Raw genomic sequence first — 12,526 nt, 5'->3', positions numbered from 1 at the left:
AGCAGAGCGAAGGAACGGATGAGCTGATGATGAGCGAGCGTACCACTCCTCGGGGCGTGAAATGATACACTAGCGCCATTCACGCCTGCCCGGTTCCCCTTGATTCACCCTGGTAGCCAGGCGGCACTGTTCGACTTCTCCCCTTATCGCACGCGAGACTCCCCCATGGCCGAGCCTGTCCAGACCCAGCCGCTGCTGGATGATGAATCCCTCGACATCCTCGACGAATTCCTCGAGTCCGACATCGTCGGCCCGGAAGCTCTCGATATCATCAGTGCGCATGGCTTCATGCTGGCACTGGCCATCGCGCCGCGCGAAGTGCCCTCCAGCCTGTGGCTGCCGGAACTCTTCCAGGGGCAGCCAAGCTATGAAAGCCCGCAGCAGGAAGCGGAAGTCGTCTCCCTGTTCGAGCAGATGCGCGCCAACGCCATCGATGCCCTAGAGCACGGCGTGCTGCCGGAACTGCTGTTCGAGCTGGAGCTGGGCGGTGCCGACCCGGTCGAGACGCCGATCGGAGACTGGTGTGCCGGCTTCATGGAAGGCGTGTTCATGGACGAGGAGGCCTGGTTCGGTACCCAGGAAGAGACTGCCGCCGAACTGCTGCTGCCATTCATGGCCATCTCTGGCGTCTTCGAGGATGAAGACCCGGAGATCGGTGAGCTGATCGCCGACCCGATCGGTGCCCAGCGCTTCGTCAACCAGCTGCCGGAACTGCTGCTGGATCTCTACCTGCTCTACCGTGTCCCGCCGGAGAGCCCCAAGCCGTCGCCGCGTCGCAAGGGGTCCGCCGCACCGGGTGCGGCCGGCATTCCGCGCAGCAAGCATGCCGGCAACAAGGGCAGTGGCAAGGGTGGCAACAAGAGCGGCGGCAAGGGCAGCGGCAAGAAGCGCTGAGCCTGCCATGGCGCTCTTAACGCCATGCAGCCTTGAAAACGACAACGCCGGGCGACCTCATGGGTCATCCGGCGTTGTCGTTTCACCAGGCCGTGTGCGCCTCTCAGCGTAGCCGCGTCACCAGGCTATCCAGGGTGCCATACCCCCACTCGCGACAGCGCTGCATCAGCGGCCGACGCTGCCAGGCGGCCTGGGTGATCTCGACGCTGTGAGCGAAATGATGCTCGAACAGCGTGGCGACGTCGGCGGCGAAGCGATGGTCCTGCACCTCCTGATTGGCCTCCAGATTCCACTGCAGGCTCCAATGATCGAAGTTGCACGATCCCAGCGTCACCCAGTCATCCGCCAGCGAGAACTTGGCGTGCAGAAAGCGTGGCTGGAATTCATGGATACGCACGCCCGCCTTGAGCAGCCCGGCATAGAAGCGCTGCCCCGCCGAGCGCACGCCCGGGTGATCATGATGCTGACCGGCGATCAGCAACCGGACATCGACACCCCGGCGCGCCGCGCGCTTGAGACGCCGCCGCATGCTGAAGGTCGGCACGAAGTATGGCGTGCAGACCCACAGCCGCTTGCGTGAGCTACTGGCCTGGTGCTGCAGGGAATGACGGATGGCCTGATAGCGGAAACCATGCCCCCAGACCACCCGCCCACGCATGCCCAGATAGCCCTCGACCCGGCCCGCACGCACATTGATGCTGCGTACCGCCAGCCGACTGCCATGGCCACGACTGGCCGCGGAGTCCCACACGCGTGCGAACAGGCGCACCCAGTCACTGATGCACGGCCCCTCGATGCGTATCGCGACTTCCGACCAGGCCTCGGCGAAGACATCCACCGCCCCGAAGCCGCCGGTAAAGCCCACCTCTCCATCGACCACCAAAAGCTTGCGATGGTCCCGTGTCAGGTTGCGCCCCAGTCGCCACCAGGAAAGCGGGTTGTAGATCCTGAGCTGGATATCCGCCTCGATCATGCGCTGACGGTCAGCCTCCTCAAGGCCCAGCGAGCCAAAGCCATCCAGCAGCACCAGCACCGTCACGCCGCGGCGGCGCGCGCCACACAGAGCATCGATCAGTACACGACTGAGGTGGCCGCTCTCGGCCAGATACAGCTCCAGCAGGATGGAATGGCGCGCGGTTTCCACCGCCTCCAGCATGCTGGGCAGAAAACGCGCGCCTTCCGGCAGCAAGGTGAATCGATTGCCTGATCGCCACATTCCCAGCATGCCTTGCCTCCCGTCATTTCCCTGCACGGCACGATACCGATGACGATGCCCATGACGATGCACCGCCAGATGCTGGCACTGTGCGCTCTGTCATCACAGAGCCCTGCCACGGCGTCCACGGATAGAATGCGTATAATGCTCAATATCATGCTCGCGCTGAGCGCTACCAGCCAGACCATGAAAACGTCGCCTTCAACCCTGATTCATCGACCCGATGCTTTATTCGTGAACGCCGACAGATTGTCGTTTCCGGTAGTCCGTCCTTGTCCACACCTGCGAGAGCCTCACCATGTCGCCAGTCACCTTAGTCCTGCGCCCGTTGCGCAATGTCAGTCGCCGTCTGCTGGACAAGTGGGTGGAAATGCGCGCGGTGGAGCCCGACATCAATGCGTTGGACCACAGCGCCTTGAACCTCGACCCGGCGCTGCCGGTGGTCTACGTCTTCCCATACCAGGCATTGTCCGACGAGCTGGTGGTCGAGCAGCTGTGCGAGGCACGCGGCCTGCCCTCTCCGACACTGTCTCTGAGCATAGGCGACCTGCGCCTGAGCCACTCTCGTCTCCGCCTGTTACGGCGCTCGCGCAGCGACAGGAGCCTGCTGTCACGTCGACTGGCCAAGTTGATCGCCGCGCTGGAAGACGCCCCGAGTGATGTCGAGGTGCAGCTGGTGCCGGTCAGCGTGTTCTGGGGGCGTGCACCGGGCAAGGAATTCGGCTTCTGGAAGTTCATCTCCGCCGATAGCTGGCGGGTGACGGGCGTGCTGCGCCGTGCCATCGCGATTCTGGTCCATGGGCGCTCGGTGGATGTGCATTTCGGCCAGCCGCTCAAGCTGCACGAAGCGCTCAGGGAAGGCCCACAGGACTCGGCACTGGCGCATCGCCGCATCTCGCGCCTGTTGCGCGTGCACTTCCGTCGCGTGCGAACCCGCCTGCTGGGACCGGACCTCTCCCACCGCCACACCATGATTCGCAATCTGCAGAAGGCACCCGCCGTGCAGGACGTGATCAGCGAGCTGGCACGCGAGCAGAATCAAGCGCCGGCACGCTTGGAAAAACGCGCCCTGCAGTATGGTCGCGAGATCGCCTCCAACATGGGCTATCCGGTGCAGCGCTTTCTGGCGCATGCCCTCAAGCGGCTGTGGCACAAGCTCTACGACGGCGTCGAGGTGCGCGGCATGTCGCAGGTCAAGGCCATCGCCGGCGACTGCGAGCTGATCTACGTGCCCTGTCATCGCAGCCATATCGACTACCTGTTGCTGTCCTACGTGCTGTTCCACGAGGGCCTGATGACGCCCCACGTCGCCGCAGGCAAGAACCTCGACATGCCGATCATCGGCCCGATCCTGCGCCGTGGCGGCGCCTTCTTCCTGCGCAGAAGCTTCCGCAACAATCGTCTGTACGCCACCGTCTTCGACGAGTACGTGCACCAGCTGATCACCCGCGGTCATCCACTGGAGTACTTCATCGAGGGTGGCCGCTCACGCACCGGCCGCATGTTGCCCCCGCGCCCGGGCATGCTGGCGATGACCCTGCGCTCCTTCCTGCGTGATACACGCCGCGAGGTGGCCTTCGTGCCGGTCTATATCGGCTACGAGAAGGTCTTCGAGAGCCTGAGCTATCAGCGCGAGCTGTCGGGAGCCAGCAAGAAGAAGGAATCACCGCTGGACCTCATCCGCGTGCTCGGCCAGCTCAAGCAGCCTTTCGGCAAGGTCTACCTGAACATCGGCGAGCCGCTCAAGCTGGGCGAATGGCTGGATGACACCGCGCCGGGCTGGAAGGCCAGCCGCCATCAGCGCCGCCCAGAATGGCTGACCCAGGCGGTGCCGCAACTGGGACATGAAATCGCCACGCGCATCAACGCCGCCGCGGCGCTCAACCCGGTCTCGCTGACGGCGCTGGTGCTGCTGTCCACCGCCCACCACGCCATCGAGGCCAGCCTGCTGCAACGCCAGCTGGCGATGCTGGTGCGCCTCGCCGACAAGCTACCGGGCCGCCATGACCACAGCCTGCCCGAGGGCACGCCGGATGAGTGGGTCGCCCACTGCGCGCATCTGGGGCTCATCACCCTGCGTCCACAGAGTCTTGGCGAGCTGGTGATCGCCACCCCGGAGCAGGCCAGTCTGCTGACCTGGTATCGCAACAACGTGCTGCACCTGCTGGCGCTGCCCGCGCTGATCGCCTTCGCCTTCCGCAATACGGCCCAGTACACCCTCGAGGCACTGGAAGCTCAGATCAGCCCCGCCTGGCCGCTGCTGGTGCGCGAGCTGTTCGTCCCCGAGGCGCCTGAGCTGAAGGCGGATATCGCCGCCACGCTGGCTCTGATGAGCGAGGAAGGCCTGCTGGAGCATCAAGCGGCGACTGGCGACACCCCGGAGCGCTGGTCACGTCCGGTGGCCAGTCAGGAGCCTTCCGAGCAGCTTCGCCTGCTGGCTCAGCCGGTACAACCGACGCTGGAACGCGGCTATCTGTTGATCGCCGCCCTGTTGCAGCACGGCAGTGGCACGCTGGACCGCGAGTCCCTCGAGAGCCATTCCGGCGCCCTGGCCGAACGTCTGACCCTGCTGTCGGGCCTCAATGCACCGGAGTTCTTCGACAAGCGTCTGTTCAGCGGCCTGCTCGATACCCTGCTGGAGCTGGAATTCATCTGGCTGGAGAGCGGCCAGCTATGCTTCGGCGAAGCGCTGGAAGACCTGCAGGTGCACGGCCGTGACCTGTTTGACCCCGCCCTGCGCCACCGCCTGCAGCATGTGCGACTGCGCGACAGCGAGGCCGAGAACGAGAGCGACGCCCCGGCGGAAGGCATGGTCGAGGAGCAGCATCCAGCCCTCGACGACAGCGAGACCGCTGACGAAACTGCATCAGCAGACCGCAAGGCATCCGACGCCACCCCTCAGCGCGAATGAGATGATGGGCCGAGGTCCCTGGAGCAAAAAAGCCCCCGCCGCGATCAGATCGCGAGCGGGGGCTTGTGCGTTTGGCGGAGGCAGTTACATCACTGACGCCATCGCCAAGCGTCAGTGCTATCAGCGCAGCGCCTGCTTCACATAGACGTCGTAGCGACTGGTCTTCTCCTCCACCACATGACTCGGCGCGAGCCCGCCGATCGGCTCGGCCTTGCGTGGCCGCTTGACCACCACACGATGCGTCGCGACCTCCAGCGCCGCCTCGAGCAGCGCCGGGGCGTCCGCATCATCACCGGCCAAGGCGCGGAAGACACGCATCTCCTTCTTGACCAGTGCCGACTTGTCACGGTGCGGGTACATCGGGTCGAGATGCACCACCTGAGGCGGCTGGTCCCACTGCGTCACCAGCTCCCCGAGCTCCCGCGTGGCATCGCCGTGCAACGCCTGCATGCGCAGCGCGATCTCGCGAATCTCGTCGTCTGCGCAGCTCTGTGCCCGAGTCAGGCCATCGACCAGAATCGCCGCCGTGGCCGCCACGCGCTCGATCATCAATACCGGTGCCCCGAGACTCGCCAGCACGAAGGCATCACGCCCGAGTCCTGCGGTGGCATCGACGATGCTTGGCAGTGCGCCTCGATTCAGGCCACAGGCCCGTGCGATCAGCTGGTTGCGACCGCCGCCGAAACGACGGCGATGATCGGCGCGACCGGCGACGAAATCGACGTACAGCGGCTTGCCGTATTCGCGCTCGTCTCCGGCGATCACCAGGCGCGGTGCACCCTGCTCGTCCAGCGCCACCTCAAGCTTGAGCGCCGGCATCTCGTCATCTTCCCGCAGCGCGATACCGAAATGTGCCGCCAGCATGGCGAGCTCCGGGCGCGCCTGCAGCCGTGAACGGGCAATGGCGATCACGGGAGCGGCATCGGCGGCTGCATCATGGGCAGCAAGGGAGTCTTCGGGTGGCAGCATGGATGGGCTCTATGAGAAACGGTGAAGATAAACGGGGAACGCAGGAAAAGGGAAACTCGCATGGCATGCGATCAGGCTGACAAACGCCGACGGCGCCGCAAGAGCGACGCCGTCAGGGGACAAGCTTACGTCATCGCGCGCATGGCTTACAGCAGCAACAGCATGCCGAACAGCATCATGCCCAGCAGCAGACGGTAGACGACGAAGGGCAACATGCCGATGCTGTCGATGGCCTTGAGGAACAGCTTGATGCACACCAGCGCGGAGATGAAGGACAGCACCACGCCGAGGGCGACATCGAACAACTGGGCTTCACTGCCGGTCTCGATCAGCTCCAGGCCCTTGAGCAGGCCGGCCGCGACGATCAGCGGAATCGACAGCAGGAAGGAGAAGCGCGCGGCGCTCTGTCGCTCGAAGCCCAGCAGCAGCGCGGCGGTGATGGTGATGCCCGAACGCGAGGTACCGGGAATCAGGGCCAGTGCCTGGAACAGGCCGATGATCAGCGCACCCTTGAGCGTCAGCGTCGCCAGGTCACGCGTGCGTGCGCCCTTGACGTCCGCCCACCACAGCAGCAGACCGAAGACGATGGTGGTGGTACCGATCACCGCGATCGAGCGCCCGGCCGTTTCCACCACATCGCCCAGCAGGCCGCCGAAGATCACGGCCGGCAGCGTCGCCAGCAACACTGCCCAGCCCAGACGGCTGTCTTCGGTCTGGCGCGCCGCCAGCGTGCCGCCGCCACTGAACTGGCCAAACCAGCCAGCGAGAATATTGGCGACATCCTTGCGGAAGGCCATCACCACGGCCAGCAAGGTACCGACGTGTACCGCAACATCAAATGCCAACCCCTGGTCCGGCCAGCCGAACACCTGGGATGGCAGAATCAGGTGGGCGGAGGAGGAAATCGGCAAAAATTCCGTCAGACCTTGGATGACGGCCAACGCCACCACATGCATGAGTTCCATGAAACATCCTTTTAAGAGAGACGGGCCTCAATGGCCCACACGGACGACAGACATCGTCTGTGGCACTGCACGTGCCGTAGTGACAGAACAACGCTTTGCGTCAAGCCGCGCCGCGAGTGTCGGGCGCGACATGATGATGCGCGAACCTTATGTCAGCCTTGGCTGAACCACGATGACGCAACGAGATGGCGATCCCTGGCGCCATCAGCGCCATGCCACCTCGTTGCGCAGATAGACCGGCTGGGCCTCGACCGCCGACACCGCTTCACCGCGCGCATACGCCTGGGCGGCCAGCATCACCATGGCCTCGGCATCCGGTTGCGGCTCGGGAAGTTGCAGTGCCAGGCTGGCACGCACGCTCTGGGGCAGCTCGTCGTGCATTACCAGCCCCGAGCCGACCGCCAGCCAGTCGTGTTCGCGCAGCGCCACAGGCAGCTCCAGCAGGCCCGGAGCACAGACCTGCTCGGGTAGCACCTGCTCGACTGCGATCTCGCCGTCAGCGCGCGTCACGACGCGATAGGCGCCGGTGTAGAGCTCGCCCATGCGTGCATCCAGCATCGGCAGCACGAAACGCGCGTGATGCAGGCGGTGGGCCTGCAGTGACAGGGCCGCCAGCGTCGAGACGCCGATCACCGGCACATCGAGACCGAAGGCGAGTCCCTGGATGGTGCCGGCGGCGATGCGCAACCCGGTGAACGAGCCCGGTCCGTGGCCATAGGCCAGGGCATCGAGGTCATTGAGGGTCAGATCGGCGGCGGCCAGCAGCGTCTCGATCATCGGCATCATGCGCTGGGTGTGCTGACGGGGAGCCTCACAGCGCTCGGCAGTAACAACGCCGTCTTGCCACAGGGCAACGGAACAGGCGGAAGAGGATGCATCAATGGCCAGAAGCGTGGTCATGGGCGGTTCGTCGTCAGAAAAATGTGACGCGATTCTACCCGTCCCCCGCGGGCAGCAAAAGACGCAGGCTGTCCACGTCTGGTGTCGGCCGCGGGCGTCACTCCTGCTGCAACCCCCGCTCCATCGCCGTCAAGCGGCCTGCCGCAACGCCTCATTCCTGATTCGCGCCAGTATGCGAAGAACAAAAAAACGCCCGCAGACAATGTCTACGGGCGTTTCTCGTCAGGCGGCCGGCTTCACCAGCGCGTGCCGGTCTGTTCCAGCTGAGCCACCTGAGGCGTACCAGGCAATCAGTGCTCCAGCGCGCTGACCAGCTGGGCACGAATGTCGTCGACGGAGCCGACGCCTTCGATGCGGTGGTAGGCCGGTGCCTGGGCATCGCCAATGGCAGACCAGCTGGAGTAGTACTCGACCAGCGGTTCCGTCTGCTCGTGATAGACGGACAGACGATTGCGCACGGTGGCTTCGCGGTCGTCTTCACGCTGGATCAGGGCTTCGCCGGTGACGTCGTCCTTGCCTTCTTCGCGCGGCGGGTTGTACTCGATGTGGTAGACGCGACCGGAATCCGGGTGCACACGACGACCGGACAGACGCTTGACGATCTCTTCGTCAGCGACGGCGATCTCGACCACGTGGTCCAGCTTCACGCCCGCTTCCTTCATGGCGTCAGCCTGCGGAATGGTGCGCGGGAAGCCGTCAAAGAGGAAGCCATTCTCGCAATCGGGCTGGCTGATGCGCTCCTTGACCAGGGCGATGATGATCTCGTCGGACACCAGTCCGCCGGTATTCATGATCTCCTTGACCTTGAGTCCCAGCTCGCTGCCGGCCTTGACCGCGGCGCGCAGCATATCTCCGGTAGAGATCTGCGGGATGTTGAAACGCTCGCAGATGAACTGGGCCTGGGTGCCCTTGCCGGCGCCGGGGGCGCCCAACAGGATCAAACGCATCGGTACTGCTCCTTGAGTGTGCAAATGAAAAGCATCAAACGGGTGTAAAGGGTCATCTGGCGCTGGTGCACCTTGCCCTCGGCGGCAGATAGCCATCCAAGGCGCTCTGGTCGTCGACATGATCGAGGTGAAGCGGCGAAACTCGCGGCGTCGAGACGCTCGACTACCTCATGAGGGCCGAACGCATCGAGCGTATCGATGACCAGGATGAATATGGGCAGCGGATCAATATATGCTGCGCGAAACGACGGCGCGCACGGATGATCTCATTATGTCATCGCCATGCAATGTAGAGCTGACGATACCGTTCACACGACGCCGGCACAAGCACACCAAAGGCGCGTATGCCGCCCTTTGGCACTGTTTTGGCGCGCGGGAGGGCCTGTCGCCCTCCTCTCCGGTTCCCGACCTGCCACACACGGCTGGCATGACACGAAAACGCCCCATGCGGCACGCGGTCGCAGAGGGCGTCTTTCCACTCACGCCGGGCCACCTTGCTCGGTCGCCATGGCGTGATCAGGCTGAGTCATGTCAGCCGTTGGTGTGCCAATGTCTCACTCGGTCACGTCTTCCGCCTGGCTGCTGCGACGCAGGCGCACGGCCTTGGCGCGCTTGCTGCGCAGACGGATGTTGAGCATTTCCACCGCCAGCGAGAAGGCCATCGCCACGTAGATGTAGCCCTTGGGCACGTGAACACCGAAGCCTTCGACCATCAGCATCATGCCGACCATGATCAGGAAGGACAGCGCCAGCATCTTGATGGTCGGGTGACGATCGACGAAATCGCCGATGGGCTTGGCAGCCACCATCATGATGCCCACCGAGATGACGATGGCGATGACCATCACCATCAGGTGATCGACCATGCCCACCGCCGTGATCACCGAATCCAGCGAGAAGACGATATCGATCAAGGCGATCTGGACCATGATCGCCATGAAGCTGGCGCTGCCCTTCTTCGCTCCCTCTTCGGCGGGGTCTTCGCCTTCGAGGTTGGCGTGGATCTCGTGGGTGCTCTTGCCGAGCAGGAACAGGCCCCCGAAGACCAGAATCAGATCACGTCCAGAGAAGCTGAAGTCGGCCACGCTGAACAGGGGGGCAGTCAGCGACATCAGCCATGACAGCGACATCAACAGCACGATACGCATGCCCATCGCCAGGCCCAGGCCGATCATCCGCCCGCGCTGACGCTGGGACTCGGGCAGTCGCGCGACCAGAATCGACAGGAAGATGATGTTGTCGATGCCCAGCACGATCTCGAGCGCGGTCAGGGTCGCCAGAGCCACCCATGCCGAAGGGTCCATCAACCATTCCATTGTCTTGCTCCTTGTGTGTTGCGAGAACCGGCCGTCTTTCCGGGTCGTGCCAGCACGCTGCGGCAGATCGCGGCAGGTTGGCGAGAAGCATCGCATGTTGAGCAGGGCAGCAACAGCGGTCGCCGCCCTGCCACGCCAACGGACATGCACAAAAAAACGGCCTCCCGAAGGAGGCCGTTATTTCAGCCAGACCTGTCAGCCAGGCCTGTCAACGCGGATGCCGACACCTTCCAGGAAGGTCACGGCACCCGCGCTTCATGCCACAGGCGTCATCAGAGCAGCATGCGACGCACGTCGGTCAGCACCTGAGCCAGATACGCCGTGAAGCGCGCGGCATCCGCCCCGTTCACCGCACGGTGATCGTAGGACAGTGACAGCGGCATCATCAGACGCGGCTGGAAGGCTGCGCCGTCCCACACCGGCTTCATCTGCGCCTTGGAGACGCCCAGAATGGCGACTTCCGGCGTGTTGACGATCGGTGTGAAGGCAGTACCGCCAATGGAGCCAAGGCTCGAGATGGTGAAGCAACCACCGGTCATCTCTTCGCGCTTGAGCTTCTTGGTCTGCGCCTTCTTGGCCAGCTCCACGGATTCCTTGGCCAGTTCCAGCAGGCTCTTCTGATCCGCATTGCGGATCACCGGCACCATCAGGCCGTCCGGCGTATCCACCGCGATACCGATATGCACGTACTTCTTGTGCACCAGGGTCTCGCCGTCGGCCTTGAGGCTGACGTTGAACTGCGGATACTTGGCCAGCGCGTGAGCCGCCGCCTTGATCATGAACGGCAGCGGCGTGAGCTTGGCACCTGCCGCTTCCGCCTCGGCCTTCATGGACTTGCGGAAGGCCTCGAGCTCGGTGATGTCGGCTTCATCAAACTGGGTCACGTGCGGGACATTGAGCCAGCTGCGATGCAGATTGGTGGCACCGGCCTTCATCAGGCGGCCCATCTTCTTCTCTTCGATCTCACCGAACTGGCTGAAGTCCTGATCCGGCACCTGCGGGATACCGGCACCGCCGGTGGCCTGCGCGGCAGGGGCTGCCGGTGCGGACTTGGCCTTCTGCATCATCTGCTTGACGTAGGCCTGGACATCTTCCTTCACCACACGGCCCTTCGGACCGCTGCCGGAGACATCCGCCAGGTCGACACCGAACTCACGTGCCAGCAGGCGAACCGCAGGCCCTGCGTGGACCTTGGCACCCTTGCTCGGCTTGTGAGCGGCCATCTGGGCTTCCGGACTCGGCGCACCGGCCGGTGTCGGAGCCGGCTTCTGCTCGCTCTTTTCCGCCTTAGGAGCAGCCGGCGCTTCGGACTTGGCAGCCTTCGGCGCAGGCGCGGCACCCGCGACCTCGATGTAACCGATCAGGTCACCCTCGGAGACGGTGTCACCTTCCTTGACGGAAAGCTCCACCACCTTGCCCTTGTAGGGGCTCGGAATGTCCATGGTCGCCTTGTCGGACTCGAGCGTGATCAGCGCGTCTTCTTCGTTGACCTCGTCACCGACGGCCACGGCCATCTCGATGATCGGCACGCTGTCGCTGCCGGACAGATCCGGGACACGCAATTCCTTGCGCTCCGGCTCACCGGAGGCCGGCTCACCGGAGGCCGGCTCTTCTTCAGCAGCCGGTGCCTCGGAAGACGCATCCTCAGAGGCGGACTCGGAAGCAGAGGCCTGCTCGGCCGGCGCAGAATCAGACGCGCTGTCACCGCCGTCACCGGCGATTTCCATCTGACCGATGACGTCACCGGAAGAGACACTGTCGCCCTCCTTGACGGTCAGCTTGACGATCTTGCCCTTGTGCGGGCTCGGGACGTCCATGCTGGCCTTGTCGGATTCCAGCGTGATCAGCGCATCTTCGGCATCGACTTCATCGCCCTCGGAGACGGCCATCTCGATGATCGGCACGGCCTCGGAGTCGCCCAGGTCCGGCACGACGATGTCGACGGTCCGGGTGCCACCGGAAGCTGCCTTCGGTGCAGAAGCGTCTTCCTTCGGCGCCTGCTGCTCAGAGGCTTCCTGCTTGGGAGCCTCTTCCTTCGGCGCTTCCTGCTCGTCAGAAGCGTCAGAGGAGGTGTCACCACCGCCCTCGGCTTCCAGCTCCAGGATATCGTCGCCTTCGGAGACGGTGTCGCCTTCCTTGACGAGAATCTTCACCACCTTGCCGCCCTTCGGAGCCGGCACATCCATGCTGGCCTTATCGGACTCAAGAGTGATCATGGTGTCTTCGGCGGAGATGACATCCCCCACCGCCACCGCTATCTCGATGATCTCGACATCGGAACTACCGCCAATGTCGGGAACCTTGATGATTTCGCTGCTCAAGATCGTGCTCCTTCCAAAACGTGCACGGGGAGCGACACCCGAATCACCTTCGCATCATCATGATGTCGAAAAGGGAGTGCCGCTCGC

At 64.0% G+C, this 12,526-nt stretch carries 9 protein-coding genes; 2 read left to right on the top strand and 7 right to left on the bottom strand.

Annotation, left to right across the window (positions count from 1 at the left end; translation table 11 throughout):
• The first annotated feature begins 165 nt into the window (after positions 1-165).
• Positions 166-894, top strand: a complete 729-nt coding sequence (locus QQF40_RS13135; RefSeq protein ID WP_175089113.1) for a YecA/YgfB family protein — start codon at positions 166-168, stop codon at positions 892-894.
• A 103-nt stretch (positions 895-997) separates the two neighbouring features.
• Here the strand turns inward: QQF40_RS13135 and QQF40_RS13130 are convergent, their stop codons facing one another.
• Positions 998-2,119: a phospholipase D-like domain-containing protein gene (locus QQF40_RS13130; RefSeq protein WP_175089112.1), complete on the bottom strand. Its 1,122-nt coding sequence runs from the start codon at positions 2,117-2,119 to the stop codon at positions 998-1,000.
• Positions 2,120-2,408: 289 nt separating this feature from the next.
• Between QQF40_RS13130 and plsB the strand changes: the two genes are divergently transcribed.
• Complete coding sequence (plsB, locus tag QQF40_RS13125) at positions 2,409-5,021, top strand: glycerol-3-phosphate 1-O-acyltransferase PlsB (RefSeq protein ID WP_285461601.1); 2,613 nt, start codon at positions 2,409-2,411, stop codon at positions 5,019-5,021.
• Positions 5,022-5,141: 120 nt separating this feature from the next.
• On the opposite strand, the gene QQF40_RS13120 is transcribed toward plsB, so the two are convergent.
• The 6 genes from QQF40_RS13120 to aceF form a co-directional block, all read right to left on the bottom strand.
• Positions 5,142-5,840: a class I SAM-dependent methyltransferase gene (locus QQF40_RS13120; RefSeq protein WP_285461629.1), complete on the bottom strand. Its 699-nt coding sequence runs from the start codon at positions 5,838-5,840 to the stop codon at positions 5,142-5,144.
• A gap of 296 nt (positions 5,841-6,136) precedes the next feature.
• Positions 6,137-6,955, bottom strand: coding sequence for an undecaprenyl-diphosphate phosphatase (locus QQF40_RS13115; protein WP_285461600.1), 819 nt, complete (start codon positions 6,953-6,955; stop codon positions 6,137-6,139).
• A gap of 204 nt (positions 6,956-7,159) precedes the next feature.
• A complete protein-coding gene (gene tsaB, locus QQF40_RS13110; protein ID WP_285461599.1) occupies positions 7,160-7,855 on the bottom strand; it encodes a tRNA (adenosine(37)-N6)-threonylcarbamoyltransferase complex dimerization subunit type 1 TsaB in 696 nt (231 codons plus the stop codon).
• 290 nt (positions 7,856-8,145) lie between these two features.
• Positions 8,146-8,802 (bottom strand): adenylate kinase, encoded by a 657-nt coding sequence (gene adk / locus QQF40_RS13105; RefSeq protein WP_175089108.1) that lies wholly within the window; start codon positions 8,800-8,802, stop codon positions 8,146-8,148.
• Between the two features lie 554 nt (positions 8,803-9,356).
• Positions 9,357-10,118, bottom strand: coding sequence for a TerC family protein (locus tag QQF40_RS13100; RefSeq protein ID WP_043333781.1), 762 nt, complete (start codon positions 10,116-10,118; stop codon positions 9,357-9,359).
• A 272-nt stretch (positions 10,119-10,390) separates the two neighbouring features.
• A complete protein-coding gene (gene aceF, locus QQF40_RS13095) occupies positions 10,391-12,439 on the bottom strand; it encodes a pyruvate dehydrogenase complex dihydrolipoyllysine-residue acetyltransferase (protein WP_285461598.1) in 2,049 nt (682 codons plus the stop codon).
• Positions 12,440-12,526 lie beyond the last annotated feature (87 nt).

The organism is Cobetia sp. LC6 (assembly GCF_030264805.1).
Classification (GTDB): Bacteria; Pseudomonadota; Gammaproteobacteria; order Pseudomonadales; family Halomonadaceae; genus Cobetia.
This window is presented reverse-complemented; position numbering and strand designations above follow the sequence as displayed.

Coding starts and splice junctions, on each gene's coding strand:
- QQF40_RS13100 (WP_043333781.1), bottom strand. CDS start 10,118: ATGGAATGGTTGATGGACCCTTCGGCATGGGTGGCTCTGGCGACCCTG.
- QQF40_RS13135 (WP_175089113.1), top strand. CDS start 166: ATGGCCGAGCCTGTCCAGACCCAGCCGCTGCTGGATGATGAATCCCTC.
- adk (WP_175089108.1), bottom strand. CDS start 8,802: ATGCGTTTGATCCTGTTGGGCGCCCCCGGCGCCGGCAAGGGCACCCAG.
- QQF40_RS13130 (WP_175089112.1), bottom strand. CDS start 2,119: ATGCTGGGAATGTGGCGATCAGGCAATCGATTCACCTTGCTGCCGGAA.
- QQF40_RS13120 (WP_285461629.1), bottom strand. CDS start 5,840: ATGCCGGCGCTCAAGCTTGAGGTGGCGCTGGACGAGCAGGGTGCACCG.
- tsaB (WP_285461599.1), bottom strand. CDS start 7,855: ATGACCACGCTTCTGGCCATTGATGCATCCTCTTCCGCCTGTTCCGTT.
- plsB (WP_285461601.1), top strand. CDS start 2,409: ATGTCGCCAGTCACCTTAGTCCTGCGCCCGTTGCGCAATGTCAGTCGC.
- QQF40_RS13115 (WP_285461600.1), bottom strand. CDS start 6,955: ATGGAACTCATGCATGTGGTGGCGTTGGCCGTCATCCAAGGTCTGACG.